General features: G+C 60.2%; 20 protein-coding genes. 7 read left to right on the top strand and 13 right to left on the bottom strand.

All coding sequences use genetic code 11. The annotated features are described in order from the left end of the window. Positions 1-3 precede the first annotated feature (3 nt). Positions 4-1,254, bottom strand: a complete 1,251-nt coding sequence (locus P5689_RS05890; RefSeq protein WP_023979365.1) for a sodium:proton antiporter — start codon at positions 1,252-1,254, stop codon at positions 4-6. A gap of 238 nt (positions 1,255-1,492) precedes the next feature. Here P5689_RS05890 and P5689_RS05885 point away from each other — a divergent pair, with 238 nt between their 5' ends. Next, positions 1,493-2,206, top strand: coding sequence for a M23 family metallopeptidase (locus P5689_RS05885; RefSeq protein WP_051757769.1), 714 nt, complete (start codon positions 1,493-1,495; stop codon positions 2,204-2,206). Positions 2,207-2,257: 51 nt separating this feature from the next. Here the strand turns inward: P5689_RS05885 and P5689_RS05880 are convergent, their stop codons facing one another. Further along, a complete protein-coding gene (locus P5689_RS05880) occupies positions 2,258-2,545 on the bottom strand; it encodes a DUF1330 domain-containing protein (protein ID WP_023979367.1) in 288 nt (95 codons plus the stop codon). Further along, positions 2,542-3,237 (bottom strand): endonuclease III, encoded by a 696-nt coding sequence (nth, locus tag P5689_RS05875; protein WP_023979368.1) that lies wholly within the window; start codon positions 3,235-3,237, stop codon positions 2,542-2,544. The genes P5689_RS05880 and nth overlap by 4 nt, the downstream gene beginning before the upstream one ends. Before the next feature lie 154 nt (positions 3,238-3,391). Between nth and P5689_RS05870 the strand changes: the two genes are divergently transcribed. Next, positions 3,392-5,167 (top strand): ABC transporter ATP-binding protein, encoded by a 1,776-nt coding sequence (locus P5689_RS05870; RefSeq protein ID WP_408734843.1) that lies wholly within the window; start codon positions 3,392-3,394, stop codon positions 5,165-5,167. A 51-nt stretch (positions 5,168-5,218) separates the two neighbouring features. On the opposite strand, the gene P5689_RS05865 is transcribed toward P5689_RS05870, so the two are convergent. From P5689_RS05865 to P5689_RS05855, 3 genes are all read right to left on the bottom strand, one after another. Beyond that, complete coding sequence (locus P5689_RS05865; RefSeq protein ID WP_023979370.1) at positions 5,219-7,366, bottom strand: peptidase domain-containing ABC transporter; 2,148 nt, start codon at positions 7,364-7,366, stop codon at positions 5,219-5,221. After that, entirely contained in the window at positions 7,363-8,703 is a 1,341-nt protein-coding gene (locus P5689_RS05860; protein ID WP_285532456.1) for an HlyD family efflux transporter periplasmic adaptor subunit, read from the bottom strand. Before P5689_RS05860 ends, P5689_RS05865 begins: the two co-directional genes overlap by 4 nt. A gap of 101 nt (positions 8,704-8,804) precedes the next feature. Then, the gene (locus P5689_RS05855; RefSeq protein ID WP_285532455.1) at positions 8,805-9,116 is read right to left on the bottom strand and encodes a hypothetical protein; all 312 of its coding nucleotides are present in this window, start codon (positions 9,114-9,116) and stop codon (positions 8,805-8,807) included. Positions 9,117-9,477: 361 nt separating this feature from the next. On the opposite strand from P5689_RS05855, the gene P5689_RS05850 reads away from it, so the two are divergent. After that, positions 9,478-10,107, top strand: a complete 630-nt coding sequence (locus P5689_RS05850; RefSeq protein ID WP_285532454.1) for a LysE family translocator — start codon at positions 9,478-9,480, stop codon at positions 10,105-10,107. On the opposite strand, the gene P5689_RS05845 is transcribed toward P5689_RS05850, so the two are convergent. From P5689_RS05845 to P5689_RS05830, 4 genes are all read right to left on the bottom strand, one after another. After that, positions 10,090-10,806: a hypothetical protein gene (locus P5689_RS05845; RefSeq protein WP_023979373.1), complete on the bottom strand. Its 717-nt coding sequence runs from the start codon at positions 10,804-10,806 to the stop codon at positions 10,090-10,092. The genes P5689_RS05850 and P5689_RS05845 overlap by 18 nt on opposite strands. A 21-nt stretch (positions 10,807-10,827) precedes the next feature. Continuing rightward, a complete protein-coding gene (gene rdgB / locus P5689_RS05840) occupies positions 10,828-11,451 on the bottom strand; it encodes an RdgB/HAM1 family non-canonical purine NTP pyrophosphatase (RefSeq protein WP_285533848.1) in 624 nt (207 codons plus the stop codon). A gap of 20 nt (positions 11,452-11,471) precedes the next feature. Next, positions 11,472-12,233, bottom strand: a complete 762-nt coding sequence (gene rph, locus P5689_RS05835) for a ribonuclease PH (RefSeq protein WP_122040378.1) — start codon at positions 12,231-12,233, stop codon at positions 11,472-11,474. 225 nt (positions 12,234-12,458) lie between these two features. After that, positions 12,459-13,247 carry an MOSC domain-containing protein gene (locus P5689_RS05830; protein WP_285532453.1) on the bottom strand — a complete coding sequence of 263 codons (789 nt, stop codon included), beginning with the start codon at positions 13,245-13,247 and terminating at the stop codon, positions 12,459-12,461. A gap of 102 nt (positions 13,248-13,349) precedes the next feature. On the opposite strand from P5689_RS05830, the gene hrcA reads away from it, so the two are divergent. Together hrcA and P5689_RS05820 are read left to right on the top strand one after the other, a co-directional pair. After that, entirely contained in the window at positions 13,350-14,396 is a 1,047-nt protein-coding gene (hrcA, locus tag P5689_RS05825; protein ID WP_285532452.1) for a heat-inducible transcriptional repressor HrcA, read from the top strand. 114 nt (positions 14,397-14,510) lie between these two features. After that, positions 14,511-14,741 (top strand): (2Fe-2S)-binding protein, encoded by a 231-nt coding sequence (locus tag P5689_RS05820; RefSeq protein WP_285532451.1) that lies wholly within the window; start codon positions 14,511-14,513, stop codon positions 14,739-14,741. Positions 14,742-14,921: 180 nt separating this feature from the next. Here the strand turns inward: P5689_RS05820 and bfr are convergent, their stop codons facing one another. Together bfr and P5689_RS05810 are read right to left on the bottom strand one after the other, a co-directional pair. Beyond that, on the bottom strand, positions 14,922-15,413 hold the full coding sequence (bfr, locus tag P5689_RS05815; protein ID WP_023979379.1) for a bacterioferritin: 492 nt from the start codon (positions 15,411-15,413) through the stop codon (positions 14,922-14,924). A gap of 344 nt (positions 15,414-15,757) precedes the next feature. Continuing rightward, positions 15,758-17,605, bottom strand: coding sequence for a DEAD/DEAH box helicase (locus tag P5689_RS05810; RefSeq protein ID WP_023979380.1), 1,848 nt, complete (start codon positions 17,603-17,605; stop codon positions 15,758-15,760). A 253-nt stretch (positions 17,606-17,858) separates the two neighbouring features. On the opposite strand from P5689_RS05810, the gene P5689_RS05805 reads away from it, so the two are divergent. Next, positions 17,859-20,021: an FUSC family protein gene (locus P5689_RS05805; protein WP_285532450.1), complete on the top strand. Its 2,163-nt coding sequence runs from the start codon at positions 17,859-17,861 to the stop codon at positions 20,019-20,021. A gap of 174 nt (positions 20,022-20,195) precedes the next feature. Further along, a complete protein-coding gene (locus P5689_RS05800) occupies positions 20,196-21,155 on the top strand; it encodes a sugar phosphate isomerase/epimerase (RefSeq protein ID WP_035444437.1) in 960 nt (319 codons plus the stop codon). Between the two features lie 62 nt (positions 21,156-21,217). Here the strand turns inward: P5689_RS05800 and P5689_RS05795 are convergent, their stop codons facing one another. After that, the gene (locus P5689_RS05795; RefSeq protein ID WP_285532449.1) at positions 21,218-21,865 is read right to left on the bottom strand and encodes a class I SAM-dependent methyltransferase; all 648 of its coding nucleotides are present in this window, start codon (positions 21,863-21,865) and stop codon (positions 21,218-21,220) included. Between the last annotated feature and the right edge of the window lie 113 nt (positions 21,866-21,978).

Genomic DNA, 21,978 nt, shown 5'->3' with positions numbered 1-21,978 from the left:
CCATCAGCTCTTCTTTGGATAGAAATGAAGAGCGACACGCTCCATGCTCAATCCCTGTACCAGAATGGTGAAGACCACGATGCCGTAGCAGATCGGGGCAAGAACCTCCTTCATCGGTCCGGCAGGCAAAGTGAGCGCGAGCGACAGAGAAATGCCACCGCGCAATCCGCCCCAGGTCAGCACGGCCAGCATGCGCCCGCGATCTTCTCCATAAAGATGGATCGGCAGGATGGCGAGAAACACGCTGAGCGCCCTCGCTGCAATTGAAAGCGGAATACCCAGGAGCAGGGCCACGAGCGCACGCTGGCTGGGAATGGCGGCCAGCACCTCAAAGCCGATCATCAGGAAGAGGAGTGCGTTCAGGATCTCGTCAACGAGTGTCCAGAAGCTGCTGAGTTCCTCACGCGCATGGTCGTCCATGCTGCTCTTGGCGCGTTCGCTCCCCAGGCAGAGGCCTGCCACGACCACGGCGATCGGGCCTGACATGCCAAGCGCATGGGCGAGGCTGAATGTGCCTGCCGCCAGGCTGAGCGACACCAGAAGCTGCAAGTGGCTGTCGCGTGCAGCGCGAAAGCAGAGCAGAGCAATCAGACCGGCCACAAAACCAAGCCCCGCACCCCCTACAGCCTCGATTCCGAAAGCTTCGGCAGCATCCACTAGGGTCAGGTGATGCGCCTCACCCGTGACCAGTGTCATGGCAAGGCCGAAAATCACGATGCTCACCCCGTCATTGAACAGGCTTTCTCCGGCAAAAATGGCCTGAATGGGCCCCGGCAGACCCAGCCGGCGCAACATGCCCACCACCGAAACCGGGTCGGTTGGCGCCAGAATGGCCCCCAGCACCACGCACCACAGGAATGGCACGGGCAGTCCCACCTGCGCCATGACCCAGTACATGGCCCCGCCCAGCATGAACACCGCCAGTATGGTTCCCACGATGGCGAGGAAGAATACCGAGAATTTCCGCTCCATCAGATGGCGTGTATCAACCTGCAGGGCACCGGCGAAAAGCAGGAAAGACAAGGCACCGTCCAGCAAATTGCCAGGCAGGTCGGCCGAGGCAAGAAGCGTCATGGGCAGAGTGTGCAGATCGACACTGGGCAGGGCCATGTCCAGCCCCTTGACCACAAGCGACACGATCAAGGCAATCAGCAGGATGCCAATCGTCATGGGCAGGCGCAGCAGCTTGTAATTGAGAATGCCGCACGCGGTGCAGAGGGTAAGAAGAATCGCGAAGAGGCTGAGGGAGGACATGAAATCTCTTTGCAGATGATGCCGGGATGAGCCGTTTTACCGCATGGGAACGTGAACGCACGCCCTTCGTCCAGCTTCTCACATTATGTCATCCACAAAACCATGGTTTATCCCTCGGGTCGCGTTGCACCAGGGGCATCACGTCGAACCATTGCGATATCGTATTGTATAGGGCTAGCCTGCTCATCCGGTCCCAGAATGACTGCCTGTTTTTGACTGGAAAGGGAGAGAGACCTGTATGAGTGAGAGAGGCATCATGGCCACGTTGAATGGTCTTGGCATGATAATGGTCGGGTTGCTGATCGGCTTGTCGAACGGGCGCGCCGCACCGGTAGATAAAACGCAACCCGATGCCTGGCATCAGCAGTTACAGGCGATGGGCCTCCCACCCGGGTTGGGCGAGAAGGCATCGCCTGCAAATCCAATCCATCAGGTGACGCTTGCGCCACTCTTCCACGAGCCATTTGCTTGTACGGAGCATCCTGTGGGGCAGCTCTTCGGTACGGGTGATGCGCTTGGAACTGATTGCCTGATCGTAGGGGGGGCGGCTGATGCCACGCACGGCTATAACAAGCTCTATCGCGGGCTCGGAGAAAAGAACGAGGACTGGTATGGCTGGCACAAGACCGTGCATGCGCCTTTCGACTCAATCGTGACCTATATCCACATGAATCCGGTGACCAATAGTCCCGGCGAAATGGGTAAACCCCCAGCCAGCGTCATCATGTTCACCAGAGCAGATGGCATGAACGTGATCTATGCCCATATTGGCGATATTAGGGTAAAAAAGGGCGATCATGTAAAAGCGGGCGATGTCGTGGCGCTTGACAGCAATAACGGGTTCGCGCGTAACCCCCATGTACATGTCGGTGCCTACAAGGGTACCGAGCCGTTCCAGATCCGATGGGATCTGAAGGCAATGGGGGCCATTCCGGCGCTGAGCGGAAATTAGATTCTCTCAGGCTGTCAGAATGCAGCCTGAAAGCCTTGCACCGCGTGGGTGTTATACGCCCTCAACCAGGGTGGCGCGATACTTTGCTCCGGCAAAGCGATGCTCGCGCACCTTGCGATAGGCATCGCCATCATACCAAGCCAGCGCCGACGCCTTGTCGGGGAATTCCACAATGACTATGCCCTCGGGCTCATCACCCTCGAGAGATTTCTGTGCGCCATAAGCCACGATCGGCTTGATGGGATGACCTTCGAATGTCTCGGCAACGAGAGAGAAATAAGTGTCGAGCTCGTTCTGATCGAGCGTCTTTTCGCGGGTAAAGACGATATAGGTGCTCATGCAGTCTCTCCTTTGCTTCTGGAGCCGTTTCTGCTCTGGTTCTTGAATGGGAAAAGGCAAGGCGTGTAGGCAACACAGATTCCGCATTCGGGGCTGCGTGCCTTGCACACATAACGACCATGCAGGATCAGCCAGTGATGTGAGGGGCGCAGCATGTCAGGCGGGATGCGTTTGATCAGCCCTTCTTCAACGGCGCGTGTCGTCTTGCCAGGCGCCAGACCGGTACGGTTGCCAAGCCGGAAGATATGCGTGTCCACGGCCATGGCGCTCTCGCCGAACATCACGTTCAGCACCACGCTCGCGGTCTTGCGCCCGACGCCTGCCAAAGCCTCCAGCGCGGCCCGATCGGAGGGGACCACACCGCCATGCAGCGCCAGAAGTTGCTCGGAGAGTTTGAGCACGTTTTTCGCCTTCGCACGCCATAAGCCAATCGTGCGTATATGGCCCGCAATGCCCTCCTCACCCAGTGCCACCATGGCCTTTGCATCCGGTGCGGCTGCAAAGAGACCTGCCGTCACCTTGTTGACCGATTTATCGGTTGCCTGGGCCGATAGCACGACCGCGACGAGCAGGGAGAAAGCGTCGTCATAGACCAGTTCACTCTCGGCATCCGGGTTGGCCTCGGCCAGTGCCGTGATGAATTGACGTGCCTGCGCGAGGGTCATGGCCCTTCTGGCCGAGGGAAGAGACATCAGAACCATTTCATCATGTTGCATAAGGGCGTTTGAAGCCCCACAATAAGCGCTTCCCGCCCCAGACTACCAGTATGCCCGCCCAGCCAAACGTCTGGCGGAGGAGCTTTCTCTCGTGTCCAATACCGACAACAACCCGACCCGGCCGCGCGATATCGCCTTTGTCGACATCGTGCGCTTCGTGATGCGCCGATGGCTCGAGCATCCGGCCTTTCTGACACGCACCGTGCTCGGTATTGCGCTCGCCACCATTGCCGACGTGGCAATGCCGGTCCTGTCGGGCCGACTGGTGACCGATATCTCCAGCCATACCGGCGGTGCCCCTCATGATGCCGCACAAATGGCCCTGCGCAATGATGCGCTGTTCATGGTGGGTGGGCTGATCGCGCTTGGGCTGGTGGGGCTTCTGGGGCGGCGTTCCTCCTATCTTGGCATTACGTATCTCAGCCTTGCCATCATGCAGCGCGCCCTGTCTCAGGGCTTTGCGCGTGTGCAGCGCTTTTCGACCGACTGGCACGCCAATAATTTCGCAGGGTCCACCGTACGCAAACTGACCCGTGGCATGTGGGCCATCGACACGCTTGACGACACCTTGCTGCTGCTGATCGCTCCGGAGGTGCTGGTCCTGACCGGCACCACGCTTGTTCTGGCATGGCACTCTCCGTTTATGGGGGCCGTGCTGGCACTTTCTGTTGTGCTGTTCACCTGGCTCTCCGTCGTGCTGACGCTGCGCTACGTGGCGCCTTCGGCCCGGGCGGCCAATCGCTGGGATACGAAAGTGGGCGCGGCCATTGCGGATGCCGTGACCTGTAATGCCGTGGTCAAGGCTTTCGGCGCCGAACATCGCGAGGAACGCCGGCTGGACCGTGTGCTGCGTGCCTGGAGCGGGCGCACGGCGCGCACCTGGATCAGGGGGACCAACAGCGCCAACCTGCAGGGCTTTGCCTCGCTGGTCATGCGTATGCTTCTGGTAGCGCTGATCGTCTGGCAATGGTGGCAGGGCAAGGCCGGACCCGGCGATGTGGCCTATGTGCTGACGATGGTGTTTCTTGTGCAGGGCTATCTGCGTGACCTGGGCCAGCAGGTCAGCCAGGTCCAGCGTTCTGTCAACGAGATGGAAGAGCTTGTTGCCATTTTTGATCAGGCGCCCGGCGTTCAGGACCACAAGGGCGCGGGCAAGGCCGCCTTCACGCAAGGTGACGTTCGTTTCGATAATGTGACGTTCCAGTATCCCGGTCAGGATACGCCGCTCTATCGTGATCTGGATGTCTCGATCACCCCCGGTTCGCGTGTTGCTCTCGTCGGGCCAAGCGGTTCGGGCAAAACGACCTTCACCAAGCTCATCCAGCGTCTCTATGATACAACCACGGGCAGGGTGCTGATCGATGGCGTGGATGTGCGCGATGTCACACAGGACTCATTGCGGGCCCACATCGCCATCGTTCCGCAGGAGCCGATGCTGTTCCATCGTTCCCTTGCGGAAAATATCGCTTATGCCCGACCGGGGGCAACGCAGGCCGAAATCGAGCGTGCCGCGCAGCTGGCCAATGCGAGTGCGTTTATCGAACGTCTGCCGGAAGGCTATGCTACGCTCGTTGGTGAGCGTGGGGTCAAGCTGTCGGGCGGTGAGCGTCAGCGCGTGGCGATTGCCCGTGCGTTTCTGGCTGACGCCCCCCTGCTGATTTTCGATGAGGCAACGTCCAGCCTCGATTCCGAGTCCGAAGTTCTGGTGCAGGACGCCATGCATCGCCTGATGGCCGGTCGCACGGTGATTGTGGTGGCGCACCGGTTGTCCACGGTCATGGAGCTGGACCGTATCCTCGTGTTCAGCAAGGGCGCGCTGAAGGAGGATGGCTCGCATGCCGAGCTGGTGCGGCGTGAAGGGGGGATCTATCGCCGCCTGTTCGAGTTGCAGTCGCTCGAGGGCTAAGGCGTCATCTCTGCCCTCAAGGCAGAATAACTTGGGGGATGGGATCGAACTTTAAGCAGGTGCCGAGGCATTGTGGCCTTGGGGGAGATATTCCTGCAGTACGCCACCTGGCTGGAAAACATAGATCCGATCGGCATGGGCAATGGTCGCCGGTCGATGGGCCACGATAATCTGGGTGACCTTCATGGCGCGCAATGCAGCGGCGACATGGGCCTCGGTCATTTCATCCAGATGGCTGGTGGCCTCGTCCAGAAACAGGATATCGGGTTTGCGATAGAGTGCGCGCGCCAGGATGATGCGTTGTTTCTGTCCACCGGAAAGTCCTGCGCCCATATCGCCGATCAGGGTATCGAACCCCATCGGCATATGCTCGATATCCTGCAATATGGCGGCTCTGCTGGCACATTCCCTGAGCCACGCCTGATCGATTTCCTCATTGAAGCCGCTGATATTATCGACGATCGACCCTGAAAAGAGGCCGTCATCCTGAAGGACGCCGGCGATGCGGCTACGATACCCCTCCAGCGTCAGGGCCTCGATCGACTCGCCATCAAGCGTGATCTTGCCTGATGACGGCTCCATCAGCCCCATGAGCGTCTTGAGAAAAGTCGTCTTGCCGCAGCCCGACGGCCCCACGACCGCAATAATCTGTCCGGCAGGGACATCGAGGGAAATGTCGCAAAAGACCCAGGCATCATGCGCGCCATAGCGGGCGGAGAGGCCCTGGCAGGCAAGAGCTCCCTGGCCGCCCCCGTCGGGCCGGGGGGCAAGGCTGGTCGTAGGCTCGGACGGCTCCGTTGGGGTCATGACGATATCTGACAGGCGTTCTGTCTGCACGCTGAGCATGCGGATCTGGAAGCCGCTGCTGATCAGGCTGCCGATACGCCCTGCAAACTGGTCTTTGTAGGACAGGAATGCGACGAGCATGCCAACAGTCATGGCCCCTTTCATGACGGCCATCGCGCCGAGCACCATCATGATGAGCCTGTCTGCCCCGAAAATCAGCTCAGCCAGCCTGCCATAGATGAGGTCGTAGCGTTGGATGCGAAGCCGGACATTGATACTGTCGATCACCAGATTGAGCCATGAGATGCGACGGCTCTCGCGCAGGCCCAGCAGCTTTACGCTTGCCATGCCGCGTAGCGTTTCAATGAAATGACTTTGTTGGCGGGCATCGAAAACGATCTGCTCTTCATTCGCCTCGCGATAGAGACGGTAGGTAAAGAGCCTCAGCGTCACATCCAGTGTCACGGCGATCAGCGCCACGACAGCCAGCCACTCGCCATAGATGAACAACATCACGCCCATGCCCACGGCCATGAGGCCGTCCATGACCGTTTGAACCATATCGGTGGTCATGGTCTTCTGGATCGAGGCGATGGCGTTGAAGCGCGACAGGATATCGCCCACATGGCGTTTGGCAAAATAATCGAGCGGCAGGCGGGAAAGGTGGTTGAAGAGCCCGGTATTCCACTGAAGCCCTACCCGGGTGCCCATGATAAGCACGGACCATTGCCGTACGCAGGCAATGAGGAGTTGCAGGAGCAGCAAGAGCGCCACGCCAGCGGCGATCGTGCTCAGCAGCTCGCGATCCGAGGTGACAACAACCTCGTCGATAATCACCTGCGATACCATCGGCATGATGATCGCAATGACTTCGAGCCCGAGCGACAATGCTCCCAGCATCAGCAGGGATGAGCGCAGTCCGGCGACATGCCTGAACAGATCCCGCAGGCGCAGGGTCTCCCGGGCATCCTCCTTTCGGAAATTCTCATTGGGGAACGCCTCAAGCGCGATACCCGTGAACTCGCGCGAGACCGTCTCGATGGGCAGGCTGCGCCGCCCGAAAGCGGGATCATGGATCGTGACCCGTTTGCCGTTGACGGCAGTAAGAACCACGAAGTGGTTCATATTCCAGTGCAGGATGCAGGGCAGGCGAAGCCCCGATAATTCGTCCAGTTCCAGACGCACGGCGCGCGTTGTCAGGCCCACACGCTCGGCCGTGGCCATCAGGTCGCGCAGCGTGCTGCCCTTGATCGAGAGGGCAAACCGTCGCCTCAGCGTCGGTAGATCGATGCGGTTGCCATAATGCCCAAGGATCATGGCCAGGCAGGCCATGCCGCACTCGGCGGCTTCAACCTGCAGAATGACCGGCGTACGGGGCTGAAAACCATAGGCGAGGGATTTGAGCGTCTTCATCGCCCCGTCATCCTGTTGCCGGTCCCCTTGTTGCCACTCACCATGCCGCCGCTCACCATATAGATGTCATCACGGACACTGATCAGCGGGTCGAAGATCCACTGATAGAGCCTGCGGGTATCGATGGCGATATCGGCCTGCACGGCCATTCCGGCCTGAAGCGGCATCTGTTTTCCATAGGCGTTGACGTAATCCTGATCGGGCAGGATCCGTATGCGATAGAGAGACGGGTCTGAGCCGCGTTCAGTCCCGGTGCCTTTGCCTGCGGCGGTGGGGGCAGGACTGGCTTCAGTGATCGAGACAGGGGCGCGGGTCACTTCGAGAACCTTGCCGCGATAAAGCCCGAAGCGCTGATAGGGGAAGGCATCGTAACGCAGCAGGACTGGTTCACCCTCATGCAGGAACCCGATCGAGGCGCTGTTGACAAAGAGCATGGCCTCCAGCGTGTGCCCTGTAGGCAGGAGGGTGGCCAGTGTCTGCCCTGCCTGCACATGTTGACCCAGATTACTGCGTATGGCCGTCAGGATGCCGTCATCAGGTGCGATGACCACGCTCGATTTCTGGGCTTCGCTCTCGACGATCTGCTGCTGGATACGCGCGATCTCCTTGTCAAGGTCGTTGAGGTCACGCGCCTGCTGGGTGTCGTAGCGCACAAGCTTTGATGTCAGATCAGCAATCTGCCCCTCGATCCCGCTCATATTCTGCAGAAACTGGGCATGGCTGCTGAGTAGCTGTGCGTAGGTGTAGAGCTGATTCTGGAACTGCGTTTCGGTCACGATGTGCTGTGACTTGGCAGCCTGCATCCGCTTCATCGCCGATTCGACAATCGGCAAGACGTGGTTATCGCTCTCGATCTGACGCCGGATTTCATCGTGCTGCTGCGTGAGGTACCGGATCTGCGTTGCGATCGAGGTTTTCTCGATGGGTGCGTCCTGCAGCCTCAGGGCTTTCTGCTTCCTCAGGATGTCGGCCTGCTCGCGCAGATGATCGAGCACACGGGCCTGGGTCGGACCTGAACTCGATGTCGCTTCAATATTGATCACATAGAGCACGTCGCCCATGTGAACATGTTGGCCCTCGCTGGCTTTTTGTGCCGAGATAACCCCCGTCGTGTTGACTGCAATGGTGATCAGCCCGGTAGGTGGGGCCATATAGCCTGTTGCATGCACGCGTCGTGTATAGACACCAAAAGCTGCGTAGAGCGTTGCCGCGATGCACAGGGCGACTGTCGCCAGAGCGACAAGTCGGAAGGAAAGGGGTTGGAGAAGCTGAACCCGCCCGAGCCAGGATTGTCGCCGGGCTTCAAGGACTTCGCGCCTGAAGAGGTCAGAAGTCATAAAAGACGACAATCGGAAGAAAAATCGGGAACACGGGAGGGCTCAGAAAAGGTTCACTCCCTGCCAGCATTTCAGACTGGCAGGGAGTGAACGCTCAGACTTTAGGCAGGCTTGCTGGCCGGTGCGTTGGCCACGGCCGTAGCAACGATCTGGGTGATCCCGAGACCGGTTGTCTGGACAGCCTGCGGCACGCCGGTGAGGCTGTGGGAGGCGATCGAGTCGACAATTTCACCGATGCCCGTGCCGAGGTTGGAAGCACCTGCGACAGCGCTGGCTACGGGCGCCTTGCCACTGATCGCCTTTGTGGACCAATCGACAATGTTGCCGATGGCGCTGCCAAGCTGGAATCCGAAATTGCTGAAGAAACCGGCTCCGCTGACAGTTTCAATTTCAGTTGAGTTCAGTTCGCGCATGATTTTGGCTCTCTTGTTGTTTGCCGTGAAGGCCGTTGAATGAAGCCCAACTCAATATTGGCGCGTATCTATGGGCGCGACAATTGTCAGTTCGATGAACTAAGCGCGATCCATCGTGACAAAGCCAGTAATCAATGTGGATATATCGTGAGAAATTACATATAAATATCAGCACTTACGACGCATGGTGATGCTTTTCGGGTCATGCGCTTTCCGTCGTTACTACGAAAAAATTGCTATTTTTTCATGAGATCGAGGGCGAAAGCAGCGCTCTTGTGCAGGCACATCTTTCTCCTTTGCGAGAGAGTATTATCCGCTATCCTTCAAAGGAATTCGTGACCCTTTCCTCGCGGTGCCTCATATGACCCTGCAAACCTGGTGGCTGTTCGTCGTCACGGTATTTATCATTTCAGCGACACCTGGCCCGAATATGATGCATGCGCTCAGTCGCAGTGTTCAGGTCGGCTTCAATCGCAGTATTGCCGCCATGGCGGGCTGTATTACCGCGTTGCTTCTCGCGCTCGTTCTGTCAGTGATTGGTATCGGTGCCGTTCTTGTGGCCATGCCTCGGCTGTTCAACATCATCCGTTATGCTGGTGCCGCCTATCTGGTCTATCTGGGGATCAAGGCCTGGCGTGCGAGTGATACGCCGGAGGTGCCAGATACGGAAACAGGGAAAGCCGCGCCCGTGAGCCGCTGGGTGCTGTACCGCACCGGCTTTCTGGTCGGTATCAGCAATCCCAAATTACTGCTTTTCGCGGCTGCCTTCTTCCCGCAATTCATTGATCATCATCAGCCTGTTCTGCCGCAATTCGGCATACTGGTTGTGACCTATCTTTTTTCGGACGGGTTGTGGCTCACCCTTTACGGACTGGGCGGCCAGTCGCTCTCGCGTTTTCTGTCGCGCCGGCCGGTCAGACGGGCTTTCAATCGTCTGACCGGCATCGTGTTTGTCGCCTTCGGGATTGTGATCCTACGAGCGAAGGCCTGATTGTGCGGCACCATGATGAACGCTCAGCCCTGTCAGGGTCACCGCAATCTGGTCTGGCGTCGTGCCAATATCATTGATCGCGTGGGCGCCGGTGCGGAACATCACTGGGATTGCCATCGCCTGAGGTGACAGGCGGAATGTGCTGGGCGTTCCGTTGGCCGCTACTGTCATCATGCCGTCAGGGCGTGTGTGAAGCACGATATGGGCGGTGTGGGTGTCGTCCAGCGTGCCGAGCACAACGCCATTCTCTGGCGCATTGTCGACCTGGCCATGCAGCACCAGACGGTCGCCATCAACCAGAATGCGCAGGATCGGGGTCGCATCCTCATCGGCGGTCAGTTCGGCCAGAACGACATTCCCGCTTTTGGGGAAACGATCGATATGAATCGTCGCATCAAGCATGGCTTCGGCGTCGGCCACACGCCAGGGACGGGATTCGGAAAACTCCGTTCGGGGCTGGCGCGCGTGATAGGCCGTTGGCTTGCGCGCTTCACTGCTCAGGGCAATGCCGCCCGGCGTCAGGCGATACGGGGCATCGGCCTTGGGCTGCCCTAATGCAGTGGCGGGCAGGACCGACATGCTGAAGGCCTTTGTTTCACGCAGGTCAAAGCCGGTCGGATCAAAAACGGGCGCCGCATGGGCTGCCGCCACAAAGGAGGCAAGGGCGCAGGCCGGAAAAAGGAACAAGCCTTTCTTCATGACGGGTACTCCTTTTGGAATTCAGGCGCCATCGGGCGCGACGCAGGTCTCCAGAAACCGGGCCAACGCACGACCTCTATGGCTGGTCGCGTTCTTTTCTTCTGCCGAGAGTTCGGCAAAACTGCGGCAATCACCTTCGGGAATGAAAATCGGGTCGTAACCATGGCCCTGCGCGCCGCGTGGCGGCCAGCAGACCGTTCCTTCGCAACGGCCCTCAGCAAAGCGTGTGACACCATCGGGCCATGCAACGCAGAGCACAGCCACGAAGGAGGCCGAGCGGTCGGCCGCGCCGTTCATTTCGTCATGAACGCGCTGCATGGCCACCTGCATGTCACCGCCCGGGCCGGCCCAGCGGGCTGAATAGACGCCGGGACGCCCTTCAAGGGCGCTGACGCAGAAACCGGAATCATCAGACAGGGCAGGCAGTCCCGTGGCGCGCGCTGCGGCGAGTGCCTTGATGGCGGCATTGCCCTCAAAACTGTCAGCCGTCTCTTCCGGCTCGGGTAGGGAGAGCTCCGCCGCCGAGACGATCTCGATGCCGCTATCGGCCAGCAGAACCCGGAATTCAGCCAGCTTGCCCTTGTTGTGGCTGGCGAGCACAACGCGCTCGCCCCGCCTGAGAACCCGCTGGCCGGGCTCGGTCATGTCGGCAGGCGCCGCGCCGTTCACGCCGTTTTTCCGTTTGCAGCGCTGCTGTTCGTCACGCTCTCAAGCGCCTCGCGCTGGGCAACGAACAGGCGCGACGTGCCCAGCTTTGCAAGCGCCATCAGCGAGGCGAATTCGCTTTCGCTGAACGGTGCGTCTTCTGCCGTGCCCTGAATTTCGACAATGCCGCCTTCGCTGGTCAGAACGAAATTCGTATCGGCCTGGGCTGAGCTGTCTTCGATGTAATCGAGATCGAGCACAGCGCCGGCATCGGTCAGACCGCAAGAGACCGCAGCCACCTGCGCACGCAGGGGCGAGCGCTTGAGCACGCCAGCCTTGATCTGCTTGTCGAGAGCAATGGCAAGGGCCACCCAGGCGCCTGTGATGGCGGCGCAGCGCGTGCCACCATCGGCGTTGAGCACGTCGCAATCGAGCGTGATGGTCATCTCACCCAGAGCACGCAGGTCCACACAGGCGCGCAGGGCGCGGCCGATAAGGCGCTGGATTTCCTGCGTACGGCCCGACTGCTTGCCCTTGGCTGCTTCACGGTTGCCACGGGTATGCGTCGCGCGCGGCAGCATGCCGTATTCCGCGGTAATCCAGCCCTGGCCCTGACCACGCAGGAAAGGCGGCACGCGATTTTCGATCGAGGCTGCACAAAGAACCTCGGTGCCACCCACGCGGATCAGCACGGAGCCCTCGGCATGGCGGGCGAAACCCGGCTCGATGGAAACGACGCGGTTCTCGTCGGCCTTGCGGCCTGAAGGGCGGGTGCTGGACATGGAGCGTTTTCCTCGTTTCAAGCGCAGAGATGCGGTCGGGTGCAGCTTTAGCGCCTGGGGCCCTGAATGACAAAGCCGAATGACAAGGCGGAATCATGCGGGTCAGCCCCGACCGGGCCCATGCTGTTACCGCCATCACCCAAGGCATCGGGTAAGGCATGCGCCCCTCGACGACGGTCAGGCGGTCGGGATGACCGGGCACGGCGTCGTGCCCAGCCGACCCGCTCAGTCGATCAGTTCAACCGCATCCCCAAGGCGGATGGTCCCTGCGTGGCGGATGACCGCATTCTGGCCGAACATGACCCCACCGGGACGGTGGCGAAACCCGGTCATGGTCTTGAGAGGCTCGCGCGGAACAGGAATCGTCCCGCTCTCCTGATCGATGGTGGTGACGATGCAGCGGCTGCAGGGTTTGACAAGGTCGAGTTCAACTGTACCGATCCGGATGGAGCGCCATTCATCCTCAGCCCAGGGCTGATCGGTCTCGATGACAATATTGGGCCTGAAACGCTCCATCGGCACGGGCTGATCAAGACGGGCGTTGAGGTCCTCGAGTGACGCTGTGTTGGTGACGAGCAGGGGAAACCCGTCTGCAAAGCTCACACTGCCAAACTCGGTTGGTCTGGCATGGGCCGGGTCGGCCATATGCACGATCCTGCACGCCGTACCGAGAATGGCGCTCAGCCACGCCGCAGCCTCGTCTCCGGCATCCCGTGCCGCAATGGCATGATCTTTCCAGACGCTCACTGTCTTTGCGGGTGCCTGAGGGGCAGGCGGATCAATCCTCAGCGCCGAGCCGTCACTACCGGTCAGGTAAAGTGTCTCACCGTGCAGCGCCGTCATGATGCGTGCCATGGCCGGATGCTGGCGCTGCGTCATGAAGCGGCCGTCTGGCGCGACCACGAGCCAGCGTCGGTCGCCACGCGGCCCCCAGGGGTCGAGTTCGAGTGCCGTCATATCAACCCGGTGCAGGCTTTTGACAGGATGGATATATAAGGCTGCAAGGCGGGTCATCGGCACGACTCCGAAGCGGATGGACAGGACACGTCGTGACAGGTCTAGTCGCTCGGGACGGTGACAGGAAGCCAGCTGGCGCGTCGGAAAAAGGGGCAGGGCATGATCGATCTTTCAAACCTGCCGGGTGGCATGGATGCCCGGTCGGCTAATGTGCTGCGCGAGATTGTCGAGCAATACATGGAGACGGGTGATCCCGTGGCCAGCAAAACGCTTGCCCAGCGCCTGACGCCATCGCTTTCTCCCGCGACCATACGCAATGTCATGGCGGAGCTGACCCAGGCCGGATTACTGTTCAGCCCCCATGTCTCGGCGGGTCGCCTGCCCACCGAGAAAGGCGTGCGACTGTTCGTGGATGGCCTGTTGCAGTTCGGCGCGCTCGATGAACTGGAGCGCGCCCAGATTGCCGGGCGTCTGGCGCTCAAGGGGCGATCCATGCAGGAGACGCTGGCTGAGGCCTCCTCCATGCTTTCAGGGCTTTCGGCAGCAGCGGGTCTGGTTCTGGCTCCCAAGGGCGATGGTGCCCTCAAGCATATCGAATTCGTCGCGCTCGGGCCGGGCAAGGCTTTGGTGATCCTTGTGGCAGCCGATGGTCAGGTCGAGAACCGCGTGATCGAAACGCCACCGGGTCTGCCGCCGTCAGCCCTTGTCGAGGCGGGCAATTATCTCAACTCCCTGCTTGGCGATGTAACACTGAGTGCCTTGCGCCAGCGCGTCTCGGAGAATTTACAGCAGAACCGCTTTGATCTGGATGTGCTGGCGACCAGCGTGATCGAGAGTGGTCTTGCGATGTGGGATGAGCAGCATGGCACGCTCTATCTGCGCGGGCAGGGCAACCTGCTGACCGACATCACCGAAATCGAGAAACTCACGACCATCCAGATGCTCTTTGAGCGTCTGGAGGCGCAGGAAACGATGCTGCGCCTGCTCCAGCTGGCCCAGGAATCGGACGGTGTCCGGATCTATATCGGTGCCGAGAGCGGGTTTTTTGGCATGTCGGGGGTATCGATGGTCGTGGCACCGGCGCGCAACGAGACGAATCGCATTGTCGGTGCCATTGGAGTGATCGGCCCGACACGCCTCAATTACGGGCGGATCGTGCCTGTGGTGGACTACACGGCCCGTGTGATCGGTCGCCTGCTGAGCTGAACAGGCAGGGTCTGGCACTGCCGTGACATGTTTTTTAAGAATCACTCGCAATTTATCATTGAGAATTATTCTCAAACGCTGTTAGGGTCGCGCCGTTCTGAAGTGGAATGGCTGATGATCGTCTGTTCGTGTAACGCCCTGACCAATCATGATATCGCTGATGCCGTAAACAGAGGTGCCTCGCGCGCGCGGGAGGTCTATGCCTCCAAGGGGTGCAAGGCCCAGTGCGGCAATTGCGTGCCCGGCGTGGTGTGCGCCCTGCGTAGCCTGCTGCGTGAAAGAAAGGAGGCCGCGATAGCCTTCAACACGGTCGATCAGGGTGCTGGTAACGCCGCTTACGCCTGAGCGAGGGCGCTTGCACTGGGCTGCGCTGATGGGCCGTCATATCGGCAGGCTTGTCGATCTGCGTATAGGGAGCCGGACACCCGGCCGGTCATGAAAAAACCCGCCAGCCTGCGCTGACGGGTTTTTCTGTTTCCGGGGTCCTGTGCGGGCAAGCCCGAGGCAGGTGTGTCCGGTTCTGTCTTACTCGGCGGTCTGGTCGGGAGCCGGCGAAGAGTTCAGCGTGATGTAGCGCTGGATACCGACCTGCTTGATCAGATCGAACTGACGGTCGATGAAATCCTCATGCTCTTCCTCGTTGGCGAGAATACGGATCAGCAGATCACGTGACACGTAGTCGCGCACGCTTTCGCAATAGGCGATGCCTTCGCGCAGATCGGCCAGCGCCTTTTCTTCCAGCTTGAGATCGCAGGCGAGGATTTCTTCAACGCTTTCCCCCACCAGGATCTGGTTCAGACGCTGCACGTTCGGCAGGCCACCCAGATACAGGATGCGCTCGATCAGCCAGTCGGCATGACGCATCTCTTCGATGGATTCGTCATATTCCTTCTTGCCCAGCTTGGTGACACCCCAGTGATTCAGGGTGCGGGCATGAAGGAAATACTGGTTGATGGCCGTCAGCTCATTGGTGAGCTGGATGTTCAGATGCTCGATAACCTTCGGATCTTTAAGCATGGTTGGCTCCTTTTTCTGTCCTGCACGCAGAAGGGGCGCATGGCCACTCCCCGCAGGCTGTGTGACGCTGTTCAAGCATGGAAAAGAAGCGGGTGCAATAGAAATAACGTTGTTCAGTATTGAAGTATCGAAGTTGAGAATGACTCTCTCTATTGGTGTGGAGTCAGTAAATGTTGTTGCAATTTAATTGCAACAACGAAGTCACCTCAAATCATGGGTGCAAAATCAGGCCCCTGAACGCAAAACACCCCGCACAAGGCGGGGTGCAGCGGGACAGAATCCCGTCAGATCGCGAGAGCCGTCGCCCGGGGGCACAGCCGCCTGGACGAACGCTTCTTATCCGATCAGTAGCGCTTGCGCGACGAGCCCTTGCCGTTGCCGACCGAGTTGCCCTTGCGGAATGAAGGACGGTCGCCGCGATCACCGCGATCGCCCCTGTCACCACCACGCTCACCTCTGTCGCCACCGCGATCGCCGCCACGGTCACCACCGCGGAAGCCGCCCTTGCCACGAGGAGCAAAGCCACCCTCACGCGGGCGGCGCGGGCCGCGCGGCGGGGCGGAAGGGCCAGTCGGGGCGGAAGCCGGCTCGATCTTGGCTTCATCCGCATCGGCACCGGCAACGCAGGAGCGGAAACGCTCGGCGCTGTCAGGAGCAATCTCGAAGAGCGTGTGATCCGTGTCGATATGGATCGCACCGATCTCGCTCTTGGTCACACCACCCAGGCGGCAGATGAGGGGTACGAGCCATTTCGGGTCGGCACGCTCGGTGCGACCAATGGCGAGGCTGAACCACTCACCGCCCATACGGTCCACCCGGCCGGTGAACTCGCGGGGTGCACGATCGTCGCGCATGCCACGGGCAGGGGCGTCAACGCTGACCGGACGGATCGACTCGACGCTCGGCAGGCGGCTCTTGTAGAGGCGCACGAGGGCCGTGGCGAGCTGATGCGCGTCATGCGCATTTGCCAGCTGCGATGCCAGCGCATCTTCATTGGCCTGCGACGGCGCGAAAAGCGTCTCGTCTTCCATCAGGCGCTTGGCGTCCTGCTCAAGGATGGCATCGGCCGAAGGGACGCTCTCCCACTCGGCATTGCTGATCTTGGCAAAGGAGAGCAGGCGCTCAGCCTTGCGACGCTGGCTGACAGGCACCATGACCACGCAGGTGCCCTTGCGGCCTGCACGGCCCGTACGGCCCGAACGGTGCAGCAATGTTGCTGCTTCGCTCGGCATATTGGCATGGATCACGAGTGAGAGCGCCGGAATGTCGATGCCACGTGCGGCCACGTCGGTGGCCACGCAAACGCGTGCCACACCCGAACGCAGGGCTTCGATGGCGCGCGAACGCTCGTTCTGGCCCATTTCGCCGGAAATGGCGACCGAGGCAAAGCCACGCTCGACCAGCGCTGCCTGCACCTGCGCGACCATGGCGCGGGTGTTGCAGAACAGCATGGCGGTCGGGCTCTCGTAATAACGCAGAACGTTGACGACACCGCGACCGATGTCATTTGGCGCTGTCAGCACGCATTTATACGTGATGTCATCATGCTGCTTGGACGTGGAGACCGTGTTGATGCGCTCGGCGTTCTTCTGGAAGCGGCGCGCCAGATTGGCGATTTCCTTGGCGATGGTCGCCGAGAAAAGCAGCGTGCGGCGTTCGACCGGCGCGGCATCCAGAAGTTGCTCCAGCTCGTCGCGAAAGCCAAGATCGAGCATCTCGTCGGCTTCGTCCAGCACGACCACGCGCAGATCGGACAGGTTCAGGGCCCCGCGTGACAGATGATCGCACAGGCGGCCCGGCGTCCCCACAACGATATGGGCACCGTTCGACAGGTTGCGAGCTTCGCGACGGGCATCCGTGCCGCCAATGCAGCTGACTATACGCGCACCTGTCTCGGCATAAAGCCACTGAAGTTCGGTCTGCACCTGCAGGGCCAGTTCGCGCGTTGGTGCAACCACCAGAGCAAGCGGGCTGTTGGCAGGCGGAAGGCGCTCACTGCCCTCGGGAATGAGGGTCGGGGCAAAGGCGAGACCGAAAGCAACCGTCTTGCCCGATCCTGTCTGCGCGGAAACGAGGAGATCCCGTGTCTCAAGGCCTGGCTGCAGAACGGCTTCCTGCACGGCGGTCGGTGTTTCATAACCGCGTGCCGCCAGAGCGCGGCTTAGAGACGGTACGGTATCGGGAAATGGCATGCGGTTCGGACTCAATCAGGATCGTGCGAAGAGAGAACGCCGAGACAGGAATGCGCTGTTCGAGCATGGCTCGCGGCGTAAGGAAGGCGGTCAATAAAGAATATGCGAGCTGAAATCTAGGATTAAACGGCACCCGTGCTGAAAACGCTTCTGCGGGAACCTGACTCGGCACACTCCCAATATATGGGACATGCGCGCCAAGTTGAAGCGATTGCTGCCACACAAACCGTTAAATTCGGGTAAGACGCCACGCATGATCGCCGCGTTCCTCTCCCGTCAAAAGGGTGCGTTTCTGCGCCTGCACGCGCAGCAATGGCCTTTGAAATGGCTTTTTGCCCCCAGCGGCAATGCGTTCGAATTCGCCTTGCGCAACACTATCGCCTCGCTCGTCGCGCTCGGAATCGCGTTCTGGATGGAACTGGGCGAACCGCAATGGGCCGCCATGACCGTATGGATCACGGCGCAGGGCTCACGTGGCGAAAGCCTCTCCAAGGGTCGGTGGCGTCTGGTCGGCACCGTGTTGGGCATGGCAGGCGCGGTGGGGCTGGTTTCAGCGTTTCCCCAGGCTCCGTGGCTGTTCATTCCTACCCTGGCGCTCTGGGCCGGACTCTGTACGGGGCTGGCGACACTGTGCCAGAATTTCCGCGCCTATGCCTTTGTGTTGGCGGCCTATACCTGCGCCATTATTGCAACCGGCGCCCTGAACGCGCCCGATCATGTGTTTGAAATCGCCATGGCGCGCGGCACTTATATTTTTCTGGGTGTCGTGTGCGAGATGGTGGCGGGGCTGGTCTTTTCGGCTTCTCTGGCGGTCAAGGCCAGACGTACCATGCGCGGCTGGCTAATCGAGGCCATAGGGGCCGCCTCAAAGGTCATTGGCGATGTGCTTGATGGCGCCCCGCCGCCCGAGGCGGCGATACGTGCCATATTCAGCCGAACGCTCAGTCTTAACGAGCAACTCGAATTTACCGTGGTTGAGGTCGGGCGCAGTGACCATGCAATCGCCTGCGCCTATGCCACGATCGGCATCCTGTCGCGACTCGTCTCGCGTGCGTTGGGGATGCAGGCGCGACTGTCCACACAGCTTGTCCTTTCCGAACGCGCCAGAGTGGGGCTAGCCGAGGTGGCGCGTTTTGTCCGCAACGTACCGGCAAGGCTGGACGATGCTGACACGCTTCTGGCGCTGCGTCGGGATCTCGAGGCGCTCGCTGCGCGCTGCGACATCCTGCTTGACGAAGCTGGCGCGACCGATCATCCGGGGGAAGGGTTCAACCCCGATGACGCGATCATCCTTCAGGGTATGCGCCTGATTCTGGAGGAATATCGCACGCTGCTGATCTATTTCGAGGCCCGTCCGACCGAAGCCACGACTCCTGCGCGGTATCGGCTGCGACGCGTGCTGCATTTTCATGCGGCATTCCATAACGCCATGCGCTCTGCCGCTGCCATCTGTCTGGCCGGACTGGTATGGGAGGTCACGGCCTGGCCACAGGGGGCAGCGTTTATCTCGTTCATCGCTGTGGTGGTGGGGCGGTTTGCCACCACCGATAATACCGTGCTCGTCAGCAACCGCTTTTTCTACGGTGCCTGTTTCGCCGCTCTGGCTTCCATCCTGCCGGTATTCTTCCTTATCCCAACCGGGACGGGGTTCGAGGCCCTGATCGTAGCTCTGGCCCCTTTGATGTTCATCGGGGGGCTTGCGGCACGCAACCCAGCCACTGCCACCGCGGCGGGGTCATATAATACCTTCCTGCCCGCGCTGATTGGTCTCGATAACCATATGCGCATGAACGAGCTTACCTGGTTCAATGCCACGATCGCCCTGCTGCTCGGGCTTGGGGCAGGGGTGCTTGTGTTCCGTTGTATCCTGCCATTCAATATCTATCAGGTATGTGCCCTGTTGCGACGACGTGCCCTGCATGGATTGCAGCGTATCTGTGCGACGCCGCGGTTTCTGCCGGCCGAGAATCGCTGGATCGGGCTCATCACCCAGGGTATGGAACGTGTCATCCGTTATGCAGGCGCCACGCTCACCCCGTTCATGGAACTCAACCTGCATGGTCTGCTCTCCACCATGACCCTCGGGCGTAACCTGCTTTTTCTGCGTGGTGTCGCGGCGCGGCCTGCACTTCCTGCGGCACTGCGCGACATTCTCGCGCAGTTCTTTACTGGGCTCGGTCCCCATTGGCTTCGTGGCCCCGGTGTCGAAGCGGCCGTGTTCACGTCGCGGATAGAAAGCGCCATCAGCACCATTCACCAGCATGCGGCATTGGCGGATGACCGGGAATGTCCGGCTTATGCCGAGGTGCTCGGGAGCCTGCTCGTGGTGCGGCACGAATGGCAGGGCAATCAGGACTGGCTGAATGACCGGCACTTCAGGCGCTGCCTGCAACTGGCCCGTGCGACCGGGCAGTAATCTGCGCCACAGGACCGGATTGCCCGGAGGGCATTAGATGGAATGTTAATCGATCACAGCCAAATGATCGTTTCATAACGAATTTATGTTCCGATTCGGGTGTGAGAAGAGAATATAAATTCTCTCATGCGGGCCATTCCACCAGTCCCGTCACACTGAAAGGGTCGTCACGCCATGAAGATCGGTTTCGTTTCCGACAGTCTCGGCAAACTTTCTTTCGAAGCCATGCTGGATCAGGCCGTTGCGCTCGGCGTGTCGGGCGTGGAGGTCAATACGGGCGGGTGGTCACCGGCGCCGCATGTCGATCTCATGGAACTCAGGCAAAGCGCCGAAGCGCGTCGGCGTTTTGTGCGTGCTTTCGAGCAGCGCGATCTCGAAATCATCGCCCTGAACGTCAACGGCAACCCTCTCCACCCGGTGGATACGCGTCAGGGTCAGGATCTTGAGGAGACGATCCGGCTGGCGGGTGATCTTGGTATCGGCACGATCTGTACCATGTCGGGCCTGCCGGAAGGGCAGGAGGGGGACCGTTTGCCCAACTGGGTGGTGAGTTCATGGCCGCCCGAAGGTCAGGTTGCCAAGGAATGGCAACTGCGCGAGCGTTTGCTGCCCTATTGGGAACGTATCCTGCGTATGGCGCCTGATCACGGTATCACGCGCATTGCGCTCGAACTGCATGGCGGACAATGGGCCTATAACGTTCCAAATTTCCTGCGCCTGCGCGAAGCGCTCGACCCCATGATCGGGGCCAATCTCGACCCGTCACACATGTTCTGGATGGGGGCTGACCCGATCGCCGCTATCGATGCGCTGGGTGACGCCATTTTCCATGTCCACGCCAAGGATGCCGGTTTTAATGAGGCGAGGCGGGGGGTGACATCGAATCTCGAAAACGGCCCGCTGGGTCTGCCTTCGGCACGTGCCTGGTCGTATCTCACGCTTGGCTATGGGCATGACACGCTATGGTGGCGTCAATTCTGCTATCGTCTGCGCATGGTGGGCTATGATGGCTGGCTGTCCATCGAGCATGAGGACCCATTGCTGGATGCAGTGGAAGGGCTTGAGAGATCAGTCACCCTTCTGCGTGAGGTCATGCCAGTGGCCCTCGGCGGCTTTAATCAGATGGATATCTGAACGCTGCCCCTTTTTGGATCTCGCCAAAGGCCGGCCTCTGACATGAAGTCGAAGGCGGCCGATCAGGCCGCGAGTTTCTTGCGGCCAATCACGGCATGGACGGTATCATTCCACGCCGTAAGGTCCTCGGGGGGCACGACCTCACCGGTGTCCAGATCGCCAAAACCTGCCTTGTCGAGCAAGAGCGTGACAAGACGGGTGCGGTCGGCGGGCTCAAGAGCCTGCCACAGGGCCACGGCTTTCTGCGCGATGAAATTGTCGGAGAAGGTGATGATGAATGGCGCGCCGGGTCGCAGCACGCGGTTGACCTCCTCCAGCACGGCCAGCGGATTGGTCAGATAGGCAAACCCGTCGCACAGACATACGGCATCGAGCGTATCGTCAGGCAGGTCGAGAGCCGGTGTTTCGTTCAGATCCTGCTCGATCCGTCGTGTCAGGGCGATATTGGCCTCAAGGGCCTTAATGTTCACGTCCAGCCCAAGCACAGTTTCAAGCTGTGCCTCCGCAGGGAGGTGACTCATCGTCCCGGCCATAAGGTCGAGTATGACACCCGTGGCAGGAAGCGCGGTCTGGTAAAGGGCCGTGACCGCGGTGCGGGCACCCGCATCCATCTGCGTTGAATCGCCACGACCAGCATAGTAACTGCGGTCAGGGTCGTTATTGGCGCGGGTGAAGGCTGCCGGGTGCAGCCCTGACGGGGTATCAGTCATCGGACCAGTCCTGCCTTTCTCTGCTCTGGCGTGCTCGCAGCATTGCGAGGATCCGCGCAGGGATGACGCCATGACAGGCACACGTCAAGGCAGACAGTCTCTCTACGCGCACT

The organism is Asaia sp. HumB (assembly GCF_030263835.1).
GTDB classification, from domain to species: Bacteria; Pseudomonadota; Alphaproteobacteria; order Acetobacterales; family Acetobacteraceae; genus Asaia; species Asaia bogorensis.
Note: the sequence above shows the minus strand (reverse complement) of the source record. Positions and strands in the feature narration are given on the sequence as shown.